Here is a 17,169-nt window from a genome sequence, read left to right as displayed (position 1 = left end):
TTCGCTTCTTTATCTTCTCTCTTATTGTACCAAATTTCCGCATCTTCTCCATCCTTAAAGTGTCGCGACAAAGCGTCTAAAGGCTGCTTGCCCTTCTGCTGTCCGCTTGTAGACACCCGCATCTTCCAGCACCCGCGCAAAGATTTGGCCGACCGATTCACGGACAATGGCCTCAGCCTCTGCTTCTTCTGTAATGGATGGGTGAGTGGCTTTCAAGTCAGCTGCCCAGTCCAGGTGGTAATTGGCTACAGTGCTCTCTTGTTCAAGCAGATAGTCTTGGACCTGCTTAAGCTCTTTCATAAGTCGAGGAGGCAAGATAGCCAAGCCCATGACTTCGATCAGACCGATATTTTCTTTTTTGATGTGTTGCACATCCGCATGTGGGTGGTAAATGCCATCTGGATGCTCTGGTGAGGTTTGGTTGTCACGGAGCACCAAGTCCAGTTCATAATGCCCATCACGGATTCGTGCAATGGGGGTAATGGTATGATGGGGTTGACCGTCGGATGTGGCTAAGACTTGAACGGCTGGATCCGAGTAACCTCTCCAGGTCTTTAGGATATGGTCCGCCAGGTCAATCAATTGCGCCTTATCATCTGATTGCAAACGAAGCACGGACATGGGCCAGTTGACAATCCCTAGCGACACAGCTTCAAATCCTTCAATGGTAAAGCTTTCCTCCACAGGAGCTAGCTCCATAGGGAAGGTGTGCCGTCCCCCTTGGTAATGATCATGAGTCAGGATAGATCCCCCTACAATGGGCAGATCTGCATTGGACCCTGCAAAATAGCCTGGAAAAGTCTCGACAATGGTCAAGAGTCGCTCAAAGGTCTTACGGCTAATGGCCATAGGAACGTGTTGGCTATCGAGGAAAATGCAGTGTTCATTGAAGTAGGAATAAGGGGAATACTGGAAGCCCCAGTCATGACCGTCCATATCAAAACGAATGATCCGATGATTGGCACGGGCAGGATGATCTAGGCGACCTTGATAACCTTCATTTTCAAAACACAATTGGCAGGCTGGATAATGACTGGCTTTCGCAAGTTTAGCCGCTGCAATGTCTTTAGGATCTTTTTCAGGTTTTGACAGATTGATGGTGATTTCAAGAGAACCGTAGGGAGTTTCTGCCTCAAAGGCAATATTTTGCGCAATGGCTTTGACCTTGATGTAATCATTGCGCTTCGAGAGGGCATAGAAATCCGCAATCGCGTCTTCCTTAGACTGACGGTAGGTCTCCCAAAAGCGATGGTTGACTTGACTAGGACTAGGGGTAATCCAATCCATCAATTCCGCACCCAGGCTGTCCTTGGCGGCCATGCTGTCTTGGATCTTGCTATTTGCAACAGCGATCTCTACCAGCTGATCTTTGAGTGCGATCAAGTCTTCTTTTTGAGCTGGGGCGTCTAGCCCTTCTTCTCCAACGCGACTCATGATGCGATTTTTTAGATAAATCCGATCCATCTCTTCGTAGTCACTTGCCGCAATGACGGCTGTGACAAATGCATCCAAAATTCCCTGATTCATTGATTCTCCTTCTTACGTTTTAAATAGTCTCTGACAGCATCTAAATCCTGGAAAACTTGTTCCGCTTTAGTTAAGAAAGACTGTGCTGGTACTTTTAAATCTGGAACACATATGACTGGTATTCCAGCCCGATAGGCTGCTTCAATCCCTGCCTCACTATCCTCTAGTACTAAGCAATTCTCTGGTAAAGCATTCAAATCACTACAAATCTTTAAAAATATATCTGGGTAAGGTTTACTTCGTTTGACATCTTTTGCAAAAACTAAATGGTCAAATAGGGACAGTACCCCATTGCTATCCAAGATCATTCTAGCCCGAGATTCAACACTTGAAGTTGCTAAGGCGATTGGAATGTCCTCTGTTTTCAAAAAAGTAAGCAAATTTTTAGCACCTTTTTTTAAATGAACACCTTGGGCTAAGATTCGAGCTTCTAATTCATAAACTTTAGCCAGAGTTTGTTCGAAATTCCAAGGTAAATCATAGGTATCTAAAAATCGTTGAACATTCTCCTCTTCTCTATGTCCACTGTAGTCTCTAGAATAAGTTTCTTCTGTGAAAGGAATTCCAAAATCTCTAAGTAATTCTTGATAAACTTTTAGAGAAATGATTTCAGTATCGGCTAATAAGCCATCTAAATCAAATATTACAGCTTCCATTATTATCACCTAGTCTAAAACTCGTGTCCCTGCCGCAACTTCTGCAATATAAAAGCTTGGCGCATAGCCAACGACTTCTTCATAGCGGTTGCCGACAGCTTCTTTAAAGGCTTCAACCTTATCTTTGTTTACAAGGGCGATGGCGCAACCACCAAAGCCTGCTCCTGTCATACGAGCGCCCAAGACACCTTCTTGTTCCCAGGCTGTATGCACCAAGGTATCCAATTCTAGACCTGTCACTTCGTAGTCATGCTCCAAGGATACGTGGGAAGCATTCATGAGACGGCCAAAGCCTTCCAAATCCCCTGCTTCAAGTGCCTTACGAGCTTGGAGAGTCCGTTGGTTTTCAAGTACAGCATGGCGAGCTCGTTTGATGCGATTTTCATCCTTGATCAAGTAGCTGTAGGTATCAAAAGCCCAGAGATCCAGTTCCCCTAAGGTTTGGATATCCAATTTTTCTTGGAGTTCAGAGACGGCGGTTTCACATTCTGAACGACGTTCATTGTATTTTGAATCCGCTAATTCCCGGCGTTTGTTGGTATTCATGATGACTACGACATTGTCTTTGAGGTCCAGCGGTACCAGATCATACTCTAGGGTGTTGGTATCGAGATAAATAGCCCGTTGATCAGCTCCCATACCGATGGCAAATTGGTCCATGATCCCAGAGTTGACTCCGATGAAGTGATTTTCGGTTTGTTTTCCGATCTTGACCAGATCTAGACGATCTAAGTGAAGATCATATAGTTTCTCAGCGATGACACCAATCAAGAGCTCAAGGGAAGCTGAAGAAGAAAGACCGGATCCATTTGGAATATTGCCATAAACATAGACATCCATACCGCTATCAATGACATGACCCGCTTCTTGCAAGAAGTGGAGCACGCCTTTTGGATAGTTGGTCCAGTTGTGCTCTTTTTCAAAGTGGAGATTTTCAAGTGGAACTTCAATGATCCCCTTGTCTTCAAAGTTTCCTGAGAAGAAACGCAAGACCTTATCCTCGCGCTTTCTTGCCGCTCCGTAGGTACCAAGTGTGATGGCTGCTGGGAAGACATGCCCACCATTATAGTCAGTGTGTTCACCGATCAGATTAATCCGTCCTGGTGAAAAGAAAGTATGATCCGCTTCTGCTCCAAAGACTGTTTGAAAAGCGTTCCGAAGTTCTAGAGTATTCATTGAGATTACCTCACTTATATAGTTATTTATCTTTAGTGTAACCCTTTTCATCAAGCAAATCAATTCATTTACTAAAATTTTAGTAAAATACATTAACCAGGCCAAAGCTATGATATACTAGAAGACAGAAGGAGAAAACTTATGGCTACATTAAAGGATATTGCCAGTCTCGCTAACGTATCCATCGCCACTGTTTCACGTGTGCTTAATCAAGATACTAGTCTTTCTGTAACGGAGGAAACCCGCCACAGAATTTTGACCGTTGCTGACGAACTAGGCTACACCAGACATCAGAAAAGTGGGAACTTTAAGAAAGAAAAACAACAAATTGTCATCATCCAATGGAAAAGTGAAGAGGGAGAACTGGACGACCTTTACTACTACAACATCCGTTTAGGCATTGAAAAAAGAGCACAGGACCTCGACTATGGCATCCTCCGCTATTTCAATGATATTCCTTTTCGATTAGGGGAGGAAATTGTTGGGGTCCTTTGTATCGGAAAGTTTAGTAGGGTACAGATTATCGAACTAGAAAAGCTAGCCAAGCCTCTGGTTTTTGTTGATAGTAACACTCTCAACCAAGGGCATCCTTGTGTCACTACTGAATTTGAAAATGCTGTTCAGACTGCTCTTCACTATTTAAGAAAACAAGGGTGTCAAACAATTGGTCTCTTAACCGGTGAGGAAAAAACGACCGACCTATTGGAAAGTATTCCCGATCCCCGGCGTAGAGCTTATCGAAACTACTGTATTGAAAGAAACATGTATCACCCTGAACTCATCCTCACAAGTAGTTTTACAGCTCAATCAGGCTATGACCTCATTTCCTCTCAACTTCAGTCTGGCTCACCCTTACCAGATGCCTATTTTGCTGCCAGTGATAGTTTGGCAATTGGGGCTCTTCGCGCCTTTCAAGAAGCCGGCATCAAGGTCCCTGATAACATCCAACTCATCTCCTTTAATGATACCAGTTTAGCCAAACAAGTCTTTCCTCCCCTCTCGACCATCACTGTTTTTACAGAAGAAATGGGACGAACCGCTATGGACGTCCTCAATAAACAAGTCCTAGCTCCGAGAGAAATACCGACCCTTACCATGCTAGGAACCAAACTCACCTTAAGAGAAAGTACCAAGAATGGATGATCTTCCATCCTTTTCGAAAATAAGATACTATGAAAACACACGAAATTTTATACCAAACTTTGGCCCAAGCCCAGGATTATGTCAACGGCGAGCAACTAGCCCAGGAAATGGGCCTGTCTCGCACCTCTATCTGGAAGGCCATCCAGCGTCTAGAAAAAGAAGGCATCGAGATTGAGTCTGTTAAAAATCGAGGCTACAAGATCCTTTCTGGAGACCTCCTAATCCCCCAAGTCATCGAAGACCTTTGTCCATTGACAGTCTCCTATAATCCCCAGTGCCAATCCACCCAGTTAGACGCTAAGAATGCCATGGAAGCGGGTGGCCAATCTGCTACTCTGTATCTAGCTCCTTTCCAAACAGCTGGTAAGGGGCGTTTTGGGCGCGACTACTTCTGTCCTTCTCAAGGGGGAATCTACATGTCTCTCCACCTCAAGCCCAACCTCCCTTTCGATCAAGCACCTGCCTATACCCTCATGGTCGCAGCTGCTATCTATAAGGCTCTGAAAAGTCTAGCCTTACTGGATGTCGATATCAAGTGGGTCAATGACATCTACTACAAGGGGAAAAAAGTTGGAGGCATTCTGACTGAAGCCATCAGTTCTATCGAAACAGGCCTCATCACAGATGTCATTATTGGTGTGGGGCTCAATTTTTCCATCACTGATTTTCCAAAGGAACTGAAAGACAAGGCAGGGTCCCTCTTTGGTGCCCAGCCTCCCATTTCCCGCAATGAACTGATTGCTGAGATTTGGAAGGAATTTTTCACCACTCCAGAAGAGGAGCTGATCTACCTCTACAAGCAACGTTCACTGGTCCTAGGTAAGGAAGTCCACTTCGAACAAAATCAAACCAGCTACCAAGGTCTGGCCAAGGATATCTCAGATAGTGGACAACTACTAGTCCAACTGGAGGACGGCCAAGAACGCTGGCTTAATAGTGGCGAAATTTCCCTCAAACAGTGGGACCTGTAAAACAGATCAACAGCTCAAAAAAATAAGCACCTCTCGGTGCTTATTTTTTATACTTATCCCGTTTTTTCTGATTGAGCTGTTGATCGATACTTTCGACCAATTTCCCTAAGATATAGCTGACTTGCAAATTTCTCAGTATCAAGAGAGCCCAGAAGATAGCTGCCAGGTAACTTTCTCTCATTACTGCATCATTGAAAAAATAGGTTTCAAAGGCTGTAAAGATAGCCATAGTCCAAAATTGACGTTTATTCATATTGTTATTCTACCACGATTTTCTGAAAAAAGCACAGGCTAGTCTTCTTGGATCGTAATTTTCTCAGAGAGAAAATCAAAACCTTCCGGAATGACAGGCTCTTCTGCCACCTCGACTTCATCCTTGTGACCACGAGCTTTCTTAGAGAATTCCGCCCGAACCTGGGTCCATTCCTCCATGGAAATAGCCAAAATCTCCGGAGAGAAACCTGCCGCATTGCTTAAAATATTGCCAAACATGGTATTGAGGTTATCTCGCTTCATGGTCTGTTCGGCATTAAAGGCAGACTCAAAAGCTAAAATCGCATGGCGTTCATTAGCCGCAACCGGCTGTGAACCAACCAGTAAAGCCCTATCTGCCCCTGCTAGGCTTTCAATAATTTCCCCCCAAGCATTCTGTAGGCGAATGAGATTGTTACGGGCTAAATCTGGATTTTCAACTGCTTCTTGTAAGATGGCTTGAACCTTATTGCGATCCACTCGATAGTCCTTGCTAGACTTCTGAGGACGGGCTGGAGCTGACTTGGCTACAGGAGACCCGCTCCCTACTTGAGCTAATTGACTTTTCAGTAACTCCACTTCTCTTTTGAGTTGGTCCATTTGTGCCAAGAAATCTGCTGGAAGAGCCGCTTGGCTAGCCGAAGGGCCCTCACCCTTGTATTCTGCCAAACGAATGGTCATCATCTCCGTATAGATTTTCGGCTGCAGGCTGTTTTTGATATCCGCTAAACTCCTTGTCGCAAGATCAATCCAAGCAAAGAGGGTGGCTTGTGGAATGGCTAGATTCTGGTTAAATCTCTCACTGACATGGAGATTTTCCCCACCTGTCTGAACGATCAAGAGATCCCGTAAATACTGCAAGAGGTCCGTCACAAAGCGGGCCATGTTTTTCCCATTATCAAAGATGAAGTTTAACTGGTCCAAGGCAGCTGTTGCATCTTGTGCTGCCAAGGCTGCCACATAGAGATCCAAAGCTTCTTGACTGATGGAGCCTGTGATTTCTTCTGCCGTCGCAGTGGTCAATTGGGCACCAGCTGTCAGGCTGAGGGCCTGGTCCAAAATGGACAAGGCATCCCGCATCCCACCTTCTGCCCGACGGGCAATAATGGCTACAGCTTCTTCTTCGTAATCAATGCCTTCTTTATCCAAAACAGCTTTTAGGTGGTTTTGAATGGCTGGCGTCTTGATTGATTTGAACTCAAAGCGTTGAACCCGCGAAAGGATGGTTGCTGGAATCTTATGCAATTCCGTTGTTGCTAAAATAAAGACCACATTTTCTGTCGGTTCTTCCAAGGTCTTGAGAAGGGCATTAAAGGCTCCCGTCGAGAGCATGTGGACCTCGTCGATAATATAGACCTTGTGAGGGGCCAGGCTAGGCGCATAGGTCGATTTGTCGCGGATATCGCGGATCTCATCCACCCCATTATTAGAAGCAGCGTCAATCTCGATGACATCCTCTAAACTGCCATTGGTAATGGCTTCACAGATATAGCATTCGTTACAAGGCTCTCCCCCTTTTTGATTGGGGCAGTTCATGGCCTTGGCAAAGATTTTCGCCACACTGGTCTTCCCCGTCCCACGAGGGCCAGAAAAGAGATAGGCATGGCTAATTTTTCCCTGTTCGACAGCTTGTCGTAGGGTCGTCGCAATAACCTCCTGCCCTACAAGCTGGCCAAAGGTCTGGCTTCGGTATTTACGATAGAGGGCTTGATACATTAGTCTACTACTCCAAACATCCTAAAATTCCAATTTGTTTTTTCGAGCAAGATGGCTACAAAACGTTCCAAATAAAGACGATCCAGGTCGTCATAATCTCCCACCCGATCCGAATCTAGATCCAACACTCCAAGCAACTGGTCATTCAAGACCATGGGGACCACAATCTCACTCATGGCCCGACTGTCACAAGAGATATAATTGGCATGCTGGGTCACATCCTCGATGACCAGCGTCTCTCTTTTCTCTGCTGCTTCTCCACAGACACCTTTTCCTAGAGCGATATGGACACAAGATACCTGTCCTTGAAAGGGGCCTAAAATCAACTCTTTTTGATCATAGAGGTAAAAACCTGCAAAGACGGAATGAGGTAGAGCTTGATTGAGCAGAGCACTGGCATTGGCTAAATTGGCCAAGGCATTGCTCTCTCCTTCCAAAAGAGCTTCTAACTGGGCTAGTAAGAGTTTGTAATGTGATTCTTTTTCTTGCGTATTCATACCCTTTATTATACCAAACTTTGGCTAGAAAATTAAGTATTTACCACGGAGCAAGCCTTGATAAAAACCCGACTAGACATCAGAAGTACCAAGCAAATGTTCTCAATAAAAAAGCCAGGGAGCAAGGTCCCTGACTTTGTAAAAATTCATTTAAGCGTCTCTCCGAACATATTGAATCGCCCGATATGTCAGAAAGATGGTCAGAACAAGGGAAACAAACCAAATGGTCCGAAGGCCATAATATTGGATGAGGAAGGTCGAAAGAATAGCCCCTCCGACAAAACTCCCAATCAAGGAGGTCATAAAGAGGGATTCCCAGAAAAACTCCATCTTGCGATCCCGCACAAAATTCCCGTAAGCGACCATGGTCTTCTTGAGATTCCCTGTCATAAAGGAATGGTTGTAAGCATAGCCATCGACTTCTCCAAAGGAAATAGCTACAATCCCCAAGCTCAGTCCAAAGAAAGGCACGATCAGAACATTGGGCACTTCTTTTGGCAGAAAGCCAGCCACCAAGGTCGTCAGGACCAAAGGAACTAAGGTACTAAGCCGCCAAACCGAATGACTAAAGAAGCGCTGAAAGACGGTCATCAAAAAAATCCCGATCATAAAGGCTAACATGGTGGCTAGTTTGACCTCCACATCAGATATTTCATGGCCGATTAACCCAACGGATAGAAAGACCACGTTTCCCGTTTGGCCAGCCGCCAAGGTCCCTCCTCTTTCGATAAAGGTGTAGGCATCTGAAAAACCCGCACACATAGTCAGCAGGCAGGCAAAGGCCTTACTTCTGGAGTGAAACTCCCTTCTTAACTTTTTCATATTTCTCCCTATTTGTCATGGAAAAGAGGCTGGGACACTACTTCCTAACCTCTCTCACTTGTTATCTTATCCTTCACGTGATTCGCTCAAAATCTTCTCAATCTTAGTCGTAATCAAATCGATGGCTACAGTATTGGTCACACCTTCTGGAATGATGACATCCGCATAGCGCTTGGTTGGCTCGATAAACTGATGGTACATCGGCTTCACCACTCCCAAGTACTGCTCGATGACGCTGTCCAAACTCCGACCACGCTCTTCCATATCTCGCTTGATCCGGCGAATGATCCGCACATCATCATCGGTATCAACGAAAATCTTGATATCCATCAAGTCACGAAGACGCTTGTCCTCCAAGACCAAAATCCCCTCAACGATAAAGACATCCTGAGGCTCCTGGCGATAAGTCTTAGCACTACGCGTATGCGCTGCATAGTCATATGTTGGAATATCAACCGGACGTCCAGCCAACAACTCATTGATTTGCTCGATCATGAGGTCTGTATCAAAGGCAAAAGGATGGTCATAGTTGGTCTGAATCCGCTCTTCAAAGGTTAAATGGCTTTGATCCTTGTAATAAGAATCGTGCTCAATCATGGCAATCTTCTCATCCGGGAAGTGGGACAAAATTGCCCGAGAAACACTAGTTTTTCCCCCACCAGAACCGCCTGTTACACCGATAATAATTGGTCTGTTTCGCATCTTCTTCTCCATTTTCTATAATCCTATTTATTCTATCACAAAAGCGGTCACTTGACCACGACTTGAACCATTTTTCTATGGCTTTCATCCAAAATCAAAGAAGGATCTCCTTTCCCCTTCCGTCCCAGTTCGAAAGGCCCATTCCATCTTTTTAGGGTGAAACATGATATAATGAAACCAGTAAATACCTGATTGAAAGGAGCTGCCATGCTAAAACTCGGTATCATCGGCACCAGTGCCATCTCCCATTCCTTCCTGGCTGCAGCTAAAGAAACAGACCAGTATGAGTTAAGAGCGGTCTATTCACGGACCTTGGAGAAAGCTCGTAGTTTCACCCAACCTTATGGACAAGTGGCCCTCTATGATGATCTGATTGCCTTTTTAGATAGTGACCTGGATGTCATCTACATTGCTAGTCCCAATTCACTCCACTATCCTCAGGCAAAGTTAGCCCTTCTAGCTAAGAAACATGTCATCCTTGAAAAACCAGCCGTCACTACTCCCAAGGAATGGGAAGAGTTGGTCAAATTGGCCAAGGAGCACCAGGTCTATCTCTTTGAAGCAGCTCGCAACTATCATGAAAAAGCCTTTGCGACCATCCAAGACTTTCTCAAAGACAAGACCATCTTGGGTGGCCACATGACCTATGCCAAATACTCTTCTAAGATGCCTGAGTTCTTAAAAGGGTCTACTCCCAATATTTTCTCTGACCAGTTTGCAGGCGGAGCCCTTATGGATCTGGGTGTCTATCCCCTCTACTTTGCAATCGGCCTCTTCGGTCAACCTGAATCAGTAACCTATCAGGCGCGGCAATTGCCTAATTCAATCGATTTGAACGGACATGGTAACTTGGTTTATTCTGACTTTGTCATCGGCATTCAAGCCGGCAAAGATGTGACCAGCAATCTTCCTGCTGAAATCTACACAACAGATGGCACCCTCTTTCTGAGTGGCATTGAAGCCGTTAACGAGGCTGTTTTTCAAGACCATTCTGGAAACAGCTACCAGCTTCTAATCACTCCTGCCCCTCATAACATGCTAGAAGAAGCCCAGGCCTTTGCTAGTATGATGACAGAAGGCGACCAGATACTTTACCAGACTTGGCTCCAAACTGGACAGATGGTCCATCAAGCCCTCTATGCTATGCGCCAAGATGCTGGAATACACTTTAAGGACGAAAACTAATATGACACTAGCATTCCCACCGCTCTGGCAAGAGCAACTCAAAACCCTCGGCTTTGAGCAACTCACTGAAATCCAAGAACGCCTCTTTGAGCCGATCACCCAAGGGGAGAACGTACTTGGAGTCAGCCCGACAGGAACTGGGAAGACTCTGGCCTATCTCTTCCCTAGTCTTCTCAAGCTAAAGCCTAAAAAAGCACAACAATTGCTGATCCTCTCCCCCAATACAGAGTTGGCCGGACAAATCTTTGATGTCACTAAACAATGGGCAGAGCCTCTTGGACTAAGTGCTCAACTTTTCCTTTCTGGCTCTAGTCAAAAACGGCAAATCGAACGTCTCAAAAAAGGACCCGAAATTCTCATCGGAACTCCAGGCCGTATTTTTGAGTTGATCAAGCTCAAGAAAATCAAGATGATGAATGTCGATACCATCATCCTGGACGAATTTGACCAACTTTTCAGCGACTCTCAGTATCACTTTGTCGACAAGATTTGCCACTACGCGCCACGAGATCATCAATTTATCTATATGAGTGCAACGACCAAGTTTGATCCAGAGCAAATCGAGCCCAATACCCTGACCATTCAGGTAGAAGGGCAAAGCTTGGACAATATCCAGCACTTCTATATGGAAGTGGACAAGCGAGAAAAGGTCGAACTCCTCAGAAAACTATCCAATGTCGAAGACTTTCGTGGCCTCGTTTTCTTCAATAGCTTGTCCGATCTAGGGAGCGCTGAAGAAAAACTCCAGTACCGAGAAGTTAGCGCTGTCTCACTTGCTAGTGACGTCAACGTCAAATTCCGGAAAGTCATTCTGGAACGCTTTAAGGATCATCAGCTGACACTCCTTCTGGCAACAGATTTGGTAGCGCGGGGAATCGATATCGACTCACTAGAATGTGTCGTCAACTATGAAGTTCCAAGAGATGCCGAAACCTACATCCACCGATCTGGGCGTACCGGACGCATGGGCAAAGAAGGCTATGTCATCACCTTGGTTAGCCATCCAGAAGAATTAAAAAGCTTGAAAAAATTAACCCCTGTTCGTCCTTTGATCCTTAAGGGAGCTCAACTCTATATAGGGGAAGAATAAGAAAATCGTTCGTAGTATTACGAACGATTTTTAATGTAGACAAACTATTGTTTTACATAAAACAGCTGGATGATTTTCAAAAAACAACTTATATTTTTAGTCATTTAAGAATGTGAAAAAAACTTTCCGCCGTGAGAAAAGTGCCTGAAACACAATCGTTTCAGGCACTCGGAATTATTGAGACCTTAAGCTCAATAATTAGTCATGGAACTTCTACGAAGTTCGCTGACGTCCGTACTCACCTAAGGAAAGTTTTTAAAATTACTTTATCTTCAATCTGAATCGTTCGTATTTTTACGAACGATTTTTTTAATTACGATTGTAATAGAGGCGATGACTTTCCACTTGGTGGTTTAAGAGTTCATCAACCGTCACAATGGTGTAGCCTTGCGATTGAAGGTATTGAATCACAGCTGGGAGAGCATTAATCGAAGTTTGGTGAATATCATGCATCAGGATAATTGATCCTGGTTTGACTTGTTTTTTCACCTCTGCTAAGATCGCTTCGGTGTTATGACTCTTCCAATCCAAGGTGTCCACATCCCACATGATAAAGGCTTGATCCACTGCATATTGAATGGCACTATTAATCGAACCATAAGGAGGACGAGTAATCTTCGTTTGCACTCCAGTCACCTTTTGAATCACTTCTTTGGTATCCATGATTTCTTTTTGAGCTGACTCCAAAGGCAACTTAGTTAAGACAGGGTGGTTCCAAGTATGGATCCCGATTTCATGTCCTTCCTGACGGACCCGTTTAGCCACTTCTGGATAGGCAGAGACATTCTTCCCAAGCATAAAGAAAGTCGCTTTAACATGGTACTTGTTGAGGATATCCAGGGCTTGAGGAGTCGTCGATGGATCTGGACCATCATCAAAAGTCAAGGCAACCATCTTAGCGTGACGTTGGGTTTGGTAGGCCTCATAAGCTTCCCGATCTCCAGGATTCAGGCGAGCAGAATCAATCACATCATAGAGCTTCGAAAGGGGCATATCGAAGGTTTCCATGCCCTCAATAGTAACTGGAAGTGTGATAGAAAGAACACCTTGATTGTAGGTGAACTGCCAGCTTGCTATATCACTTGCTGAGACAGCTTGCATCAGCTCTTCAATTCGATCTTCCCCTAACTGTAGGAAGACCAGCTGAGAGCGCAACTCTGTTAAGAGGGTTTCTTTGGCTAGATCAGCATCCGTAAACAATTGGGAGAATTGGAAGACCGTCCCCTCATCCGTTAGATAAAGGAGGGGAAGTTTGTCGATCCCATCTTTGATGAACTTACCGTTTTTCCACTTGTACTGGGTCTTCTTCACCTGATAAGGATGAACCCCGACAAATGGGTCTTCTGAACGTTCGGTATGATAGAACAATAGTTCTTTTGCTTGCTGGTTCTTCTTTTCTTCTTGGGGAAGAGAGCCAACGTCAGCCAAAATTCTCTCTTTGACCACTGCGATAGGTTCTTCGTTATTTTTCGGGTAGTAGGCAGCAACATAAGATTGACCGACCATTCCTTTTTGAAGAATGGTATCTTTGTCTTTTTCAACTGCTTCTTCTTCCTGGATTGCTTTGGAAAACTGTTGATTATAATTTTTGATAGCGCGTGCTTCCTCAATCTTCTGATAAGCAAGATAAATTCCCCCGATGAAAAGGAGGTTGAGGAGGATGAGAATAAGTATTTTCAAGTAGGATTTCTTCATACTCTTATTATAGCAATTTTATCACCAAAAAACAGTAGAAAACTCTAGAATCTAGAAAATAAAAACTAAAATATGGAAGGAAAATTAAAGTAGCTCAGTCCTATCTCCTGTCACTTTGAACCGGCAACTTTCAAGCAGAAAAAAAGAACAGATGTAGTCACATCTGCTCTTTATTACAAGTTATATGGTGCTGATTATAAGGACTTTTCACGAATCACTTCGACTTTGTAGCCATCTGGGTCCACAATAAAGTAATAGTTTGGAAGAGTTCCTGGCAAGCCTTTAGGATCTGTCACTTGGTAACCTTTTTCCTTATGCTCCGCATGAAGGGCTTCAAGGTCTGGCGTACTCAAGGCAACATGGGCAAAGCCATCTCCAATGATGTAAGGACCATGATCATAGTTGTAAGTTAATTCCAACTCATAATCATCCCCTTCTAAACCAAGATAAACAATCGTAAATTTGTATTCAGGAAAATCTTTGCGACGCAATTCCTTAAAGCCAAATGCATCTGCATAAAAGGCAATTGATTCTTCTAAATTCTCCACTCGCAAACAAGTGTGTAACATTTTTGAAGCCATACGACACCTCTTTCTTTTTTTACTATTATACACTAGTCAGACGAAAATAGCGATTATTTGAAATAGATAAAAAAGAGGCTGGGACAAAAGTCCTAGCCTCTCAATTGTCTTTGGATTATTGAGCAAGACGCAGTGGCTGAGTGGGCTCTACTACGCTGATTTTATCAGCTTTTACAGCCCTATTCAACTGTGCGGAGGTGAGACGACGAAATCGAATTCTAACGAATTACCGATTTCTGTCCCACTCTCTTACTTGTTTTTCGTTGATTTAGAACTTGATTTCTTTTTACTATCTGACTTGGTTGCTAGTTTGACCTCGAAAATAGCACCTTTTGGCTTGTTATCTCGAACGGTAATGGTACCATTAAAGGCTTCTACGATTTGCTTGGCTAAGGATAGGCCTAAACCAAAACCACCCTTTTGACGGGTCCGCGCCTTATCCACTCGGTAGAATCGATCAAATATCCGCTTTTTATCTTCGTCTGCAATCCCTGGTCCATTATCCTCTACCCGAAGATAGAGATAGCGATCCTTGAATTGGGCGACAAACCGTATCTTTCCTTCTTCCTCTGTGTATTTGAGGGCATTGTCATACAAAATGGTCATCAGCTGTTTCAGTAGGACCTTGTCAGACACCAGACTCCTTTCGACCTGATTCTCATACTCGAAGATTTTATCATTTTCCTCGGCAATGATTTCATAATTGGCAAAAGTTTGGTCGAAAAAAGAGGGAGGAATTTCACAAAACTCAGGTTTAATCCCATCATCTCGACGGGCTAAGTTTAAGAGATTGGTCGTCAGTAAGCGCATATTGCGAACCTCATCCAAAGAGGAGGCGATGTTCTCACTGGATTCCATGATCGTTGCCTCTGGTTTTCGAAACAGGGTTTCCAAACGATTTTGCAAAACTGCTAAAGGTGTCCGCAATTCATGAGAAGCATTTTCGACAAATGCCTTCTGCCGATTCATACTCTCTAAGAGAGGTTTCACACTCATTTTAGCCAGGAAGATACTTGCAAAGAGGGAAATGCCCCAGAAGCAAATCATGACCAAAGCGATTTGGCTCTCGTGTTTTTCACTGGTCTGCTCCAACTGGCTAATATTGGTCATGATCACGGCATATTTCACCCCATCGATATAATCATCAGGGTCAATATCCACCAAATAAGCCCGGTAACTTTCCTTCTGCTTATAATGATTGGTAATTTGAATCTGCTTGATCTTGTTTAAATAGCTGCGACTAAAGGTCACTGTTTTTAGATCCAGGAAACCATTATCCGTCGTCACATTTTCAAAATTATCATTCAAGAGGATGGCTGTACTATTAGAAGTGACCGATGGTCTAGGGCCATCCTCGGGACCAAGTTCATCATCTTCTGGTCGGTCATCATCTGGTTCGTCTCTTCCCATCCCATTTCCGGTACGATTGGCCAAGCTAATAATAGAATAACGATCTTTACTCAGCATCTTTAAATTTTCATCAACCGTTGTATACAGACTTGACCGCATCACTTGAATAATAATCAAGGTCATGGTTGAGAAAATTAAGGTAAAGAGTCCGAAATAGCGGATGAAATAAGAAAAGTCATCCGCATTAACAGTTTTTTTTATTTTATTGAGCATCTTTCAGAATGTACCCCACGCTACGCAATGTTTGGAGATTTTTTGCAAATTCTGTTCCTTTTAACTTCTTACGAATCTTAGAAACATAAACTTCGACAACCGAGATAGTCGTATCGCTATCAAATCCCCAAAGTCGATCAAAGATTTGTGTCTTGGGCAGGATAACATTTTGATTTTGAAGGAAATAGACCAAAAGATCAAATTCTTTCCCTAATAGCTCCACTTCTTTCCCTTCAACAAGCGTAGAATTTGTCGAAAGATTAACGGTTACATTCCCATAAGAAAGGGTATTTTCATTGACCTTACCAGAGCGCTTCAGCAATGCTTGGATCCGCATCTTGAGTTCTTCTAGGTAGAATGGTTTGGTCAGGTAGTCATCTGCCCCCAACTCGAACCCATGGCCCTTATCGTCCAAGCTCTCTTTGGCTGTCATAATCAATACTGGAGTGGAGACACCCTTATCTCTCAATTCTTTCAAAACTTGGAAACCATCTTTTTCAGGAAGCATGAGATCTAGCAAAATGAGGTCATAGATGCCACTTTCAGCCTCATAAAGGCCTTCGTCTCCATCAAAGACCTGCATGACATCTGCAAAGTCATCTAAAAAATCAAATACTGAATTAGACAAACCGAGGTCGTCTTCGACTAATAGAATCTTAATCATGTGTACTTCTCCTTCTCATTCTTCCACACAAGGATGATGAGTATTTTCTACTCTATTATAACATGACAAGGCCTTATTCAGTAGCATTCAGATAGCGATTTCAACTTTTTTCTTAGCCTACTGTCCCTGTCTCATCCTTTGATGAATTGTTTGTATTACTAGACGATTTTTTTGAATTGGACTTCTTAGAGGACTTTTTACTCGGTTTACCATTTTGTTGCTTGTCTTGTTGACCTTGAGGCCCACCATCTTGTCGTGGTTGGCCATTCCTATTCCCTTGTCCTGGTCCACCGTTTTGGCCATCTTGCGGGGGCATACCGCCTGGTCCACCACCAAAGCCATCTTGTCCTTGACCACCTTGTGGTCCCTCTCCTTGTGGTGGTTGGCCATTCATTTGTCCTTGTCCTGGTCCGCCATTTTGTCCATCAAAACCTTGTGAGTTAGAAGGTCCATTTTGTTCTTGATGATTCCCCTGGCCATTTTGTCCTTGAGAATTTTGGGCAGGCTGGTTACTATTTTGTGTAGCTACTGCTGCTTGTTGGCGTTGGGAAGTTGTATTGGCTGTCGCCAACATTCCCAAGCCAAATCCACCAGTCATCCCAACGATGAGTCCTCCTGTTGCTGCAGCAGTTGCCCACCACTTAGGACTTTTCTTAACGACAATCATTTTTTCAGTTCTTTCTTGCTTTTGTTCATTCGAAGCTTGCATTCTTTCCATTCCTTAAATTATTTATTTAAACAAGGCCTTTGTTTAGATAGAGATAGTTTACCGATTCTTCCTTAATCGTGACTAAATTTTTTCTTAAATTTTCCTAAAATGAGGATGGAGACAATTGTCACAGCTGAATAGAGGACTTGACAGGCTTGCC

The 17,169-nt window shown here is 43.8% G+C and carries 17 protein-coding genes; 4 read left to right on the top strand and 13 right to left on the bottom strand.

Annotated features, from left to right (window positions below; all coding sequences use genetic code 11):
* Nucleotides 1–54: 54 nt before the first annotated feature.
* The 3 genes from galT to QM873_RS02320 are packed head-to-tail and all read right to left on the bottom strand — an operon-like array spanning nt 55 to nt 3,359.
* Nucleotides 55–1,527: a UDP-glucose--hexose-1-phosphate uridylyltransferase gene (galT, locus tag QM873_RS02330; RefSeq protein ID WP_414278722.1), complete on the bottom strand. Its 1,473-nt coding sequence runs from the start codon at nt 1,525–1,527 to the stop codon at nt 55–57.
* Nucleotides 1,524–2,183, bottom strand: coding sequence for an HAD family hydrolase (locus QM873_RS02325; protein ID WP_414278721.1), 660 nt, complete (start codon nt 2,181–2,183; stop codon nt 1,524–1,526). Before QM873_RS02325 ends, galT begins: the two co-directional genes overlap by 4 nt.
* A 9-nt stretch (nt 2,184–2,192) precedes the next feature.
* The gene (locus tag QM873_RS02320; RefSeq protein ID WP_129822174.1) at nt 2,193–3,359 is read right to left on the bottom strand and encodes a galactokinase; all 1,167 of its coding nucleotides are present in this window, start codon (nt 3,357–3,359) and stop codon (nt 2,193–2,195) included.
* A gap of 141 nt (nt 3,360–3,500) precedes the next feature.
* On the opposite strand from QM873_RS02320, the gene QM873_RS02315 reads away from it, so the two are divergent.
* Together QM873_RS02315 and birA are read left to right on the top strand one after the other, a co-directional pair.
* Nucleotides 3,501–4,502, top strand: a complete 1,002-nt coding sequence (locus tag QM873_RS02315) for a LacI family DNA-binding transcriptional regulator (protein WP_129822175.1) — start codon at nt 3,501–3,503, stop codon at nt 4,500–4,502.
* Nucleotides 4,503–4,531: 29 nt separating this feature from the next.
* On the top strand, nt 4,532–5,473 hold the full coding sequence (gene birA / locus QM873_RS02310) for a bifunctional biotin--[acetyl-CoA-carboxylase] ligase/biotin operon repressor BirA (protein WP_342991758.1): 942 nt from the start codon (nt 4,532–4,534) through the stop codon (nt 5,471–5,473).
* Nucleotides 5,474–5,513: 40 nt separating this feature from the next.
* Here birA and QM873_RS02305 read toward each other — a convergent pair whose 3' ends face one another.
* The 5 genes from QM873_RS02305 to udk all read right to left on the bottom strand — a co-directional run bounded on the left by QM873_RS02305 (nt 5,514) and on the right by udk (nt 9,462).
* Complete coding sequence (locus QM873_RS02305; RefSeq protein ID WP_048690913.1) at nt 5,514–5,726, bottom strand: DUF3272 family protein; 213 nt, start codon at nt 5,724–5,726, stop codon at nt 5,514–5,516.
* A gap of 38 nt (nt 5,727–5,764) precedes the next feature.
* Nucleotides 5,765–7,441, bottom strand: coding sequence for a DNA polymerase III subunit gamma/tau (dnaX, locus tag QM873_RS02300; RefSeq protein ID WP_414278720.1), 1,677 nt, complete (start codon nt 7,439–7,441; stop codon nt 5,765–5,767).
* The gene (locus tag QM873_RS02295) at nt 7,441–7,938 is read right to left on the bottom strand and encodes a GAF domain-containing protein (protein WP_195324098.1); all 498 of its coding nucleotides are present in this window, start codon (nt 7,936–7,938) and stop codon (nt 7,441–7,443) included. The genes dnaX and QM873_RS02295 overlap by 1 nt, the downstream gene beginning before the upstream one ends.
* Nucleotides 7,939–8,088: 150 nt before the next feature.
* A complete protein-coding gene (locus QM873_RS02290; protein ID WP_140813885.1) occupies nt 8,089–8,760 on the bottom strand; it encodes a YoaK family protein in 672 nt (223 codons plus the stop codon).
* Nucleotides 8,761–8,826: 66 nt separating this feature from the next.
* Nucleotides 8,827–9,462 (bottom strand): uridine kinase, encoded by a 636-nt coding sequence (gene udk / locus QM873_RS02285; RefSeq protein WP_048691384.1) that lies wholly within the window; start codon nt 9,460–9,462, stop codon nt 8,827–8,829.
* A gap of 207 nt (nt 9,463–9,669) precedes the next feature.
* On the opposite strand from udk, the gene QM873_RS02280 reads away from it, so the two are divergent.
* Both QM873_RS02280 and QM873_RS02275 read left to right on the top strand, forming a co-directional pair.
* Nucleotides 9,670–10,647: a Gfo/Idh/MocA family protein gene (locus QM873_RS02280; protein WP_048717272.1), complete on the top strand. Its 978-nt coding sequence runs from the start codon at nt 9,670–9,672 to the stop codon at nt 10,645–10,647.
* 1 nt (nt 10,648) lies between these two features.
* A complete protein-coding gene (locus QM873_RS02275; protein ID WP_129268872.1) occupies nt 10,649–11,737 on the top strand; it encodes a DEAD/DEAH box helicase in 1,089 nt (362 codons plus the stop codon).
* Nucleotides 11,738–12,046: 309 nt separating this feature from the next.
* Here QM873_RS02275 and QM873_RS02270 read toward each other — a convergent pair whose 3' ends face one another.
* The 5 genes from QM873_RS02270 to QM873_RS02250 form a co-directional block, all read right to left on the bottom strand.
* The gene (locus tag QM873_RS02270) at nt 12,047–13,432 is read right to left on the bottom strand and encodes a polysaccharide deacetylase family protein (RefSeq protein ID WP_195324099.1); all 1,386 of its coding nucleotides are present in this window, start codon (nt 13,430–13,432) and stop codon (nt 12,047–12,049) included.
* 194 nt (nt 13,433–13,626) lie between these two features.
* Complete coding sequence (gene gloA, locus QM873_RS02265) at nt 13,627–14,013, bottom strand: lactoylglutathione lyase (protein WP_195324100.1); 387 nt, start codon at nt 14,011–14,013, stop codon at nt 13,627–13,629.
* 249 nt (nt 14,014–14,262) lie between these two features.
* Nucleotides 14,263–15,636 (bottom strand): sensor histidine kinase, encoded by a 1,374-nt coding sequence (locus tag QM873_RS02260; protein WP_414278719.1) that lies wholly within the window; start codon nt 15,634–15,636, stop codon nt 14,263–14,265.
* Nucleotides 15,626–16,300, bottom strand: coding sequence for a response regulator transcription factor (locus tag QM873_RS02255; protein ID WP_023022847.1), 675 nt, complete (start codon nt 16,298–16,300; stop codon nt 15,626–15,628). Before QM873_RS02255 ends, QM873_RS02260 begins: the two co-directional genes overlap by 11 nt.
* Before the next feature lie 112 nt (nt 16,301–16,412).
* Nucleotides 16,413–17,009: a hypothetical protein gene (locus tag QM873_RS02250; RefSeq protein ID WP_195324102.1), complete on the bottom strand. Its 597-nt coding sequence runs from the start codon at nt 17,007–17,009 to the stop codon at nt 16,413–16,415.
* Nucleotides 17,010–17,169 lie beyond the last annotated feature (160 nt).

Source organism: Streptococcus australis, assembly GCF_047463015.1.
Classification (GTDB): Bacteria; Bacillota; Bacilli; order Lactobacillales; family Streptococcaceae; genus Streptococcus; species Streptococcus australis_F.
This window is presented reverse-complemented; position numbering and strand designations above follow the sequence as displayed.

Excerpts from the sequence above, each read along its gene's own strand:
- QM873_RS02325 (WP_414278721.1), bottom strand. The coding sequence starts at position 2,183 with ATGGAAGCTGTAATATTTGATTTAGATGGCTTATTAGCCGATACTGAA.
- birA (WP_342991758.1), top strand. The coding sequence starts at position 4,532 with ATGAAAACACACGAAATTTTATACCAAACTTTGGCCCAAGCCCAGGAT.
- QM873_RS02280 (WP_048717272.1), top strand. The coding sequence starts at position 9,670 with ATGCTAAAACTCGGTATCATCGGCACCAGTGCCATCTCCCATTCCTTC.
- QM873_RS02290 (WP_140813885.1), bottom strand. The coding sequence starts at position 8,760 with ATGAAAAAGTTAAGAAGGGAGTTTCACTCCAGAAGTAAGGCCTTTGCC.
- QM873_RS02305 (WP_048690913.1), bottom strand. The coding sequence starts at position 5,726 with ATGAATAAACGTCAATTTTGGACTATGGCTATCTTTACAGCCTTTGAA.
- QM873_RS02315 (WP_129822175.1), top strand. The coding sequence starts at position 3,501 with ATGGCTACATTAAAGGATATTGCCAGTCTCGCTAACGTATCCATCGCC.
- QM873_RS02295 (WP_195324098.1), bottom strand. The coding sequence starts at position 7,938 with ATGAATACGCAAGAAAAAGAATCACATTACAAACTCTTACTAGCCCAG.
- galT (WP_414278722.1), bottom strand. The coding sequence starts at position 1,527 with ATGAATCAGGGAATTTTGGATGCATTTGTCACAGCCGTCATTGCGGCA.
- QM873_RS02260 (WP_414278719.1), bottom strand. The coding sequence starts at position 15,636 with ATGCTCAATAAAATAAAAAAAACTGTTAATGCGGATGACTTTTCTTAT.
- dnaX (WP_414278720.1), bottom strand. The coding sequence starts at position 7,441 with ATGTATCAAGCCCTCTATCGTAAATACCGAAGCCAGACCTTTGGCCAG.
- QM873_RS02250 (WP_195324102.1), bottom strand. The coding sequence starts at position 17,009 with ATGCAAGCTTCGAATGAACAAAAGCAAGAAAGAACTGAAAAAATGATT.
- gloA (WP_195324100.1), bottom strand. The coding sequence starts at position 14,013 with ATGGCTTCAAAAATGTTACACACTTGTTTGCGAGTGGAGAATTTAGAA.
- udk (WP_048691384.1), bottom strand. The coding sequence starts at position 9,462 with ATGCGAAACAGACCAATTATTATCGGTGTAACAGGCGGTTCTGGTGGG.
- QM873_RS02270 (WP_195324099.1), bottom strand. The coding sequence starts at position 13,432 with ATGAAGAAATCCTACTTGAAAATACTTATTCTCATCCTCCTCAACCTC.
- QM873_RS02320 (WP_129822174.1), bottom strand. The coding sequence starts at position 3,359 with ATGAATACTCTAGAACTTCGGAACGCTTTTCAAACAGTCTTTGGAGCA.
- QM873_RS02255 (WP_023022847.1), bottom strand. The coding sequence starts at position 16,300 with ATGATTAAGATTCTATTAGTCGAAGACGACCTCGGTTTGTCTAATTCA.
- QM873_RS02275 (WP_129268872.1), top strand. The coding sequence starts at position 10,649 with ATGACACTAGCATTCCCACCGCTCTGGCAAGAGCAACTCAAAACCCTC.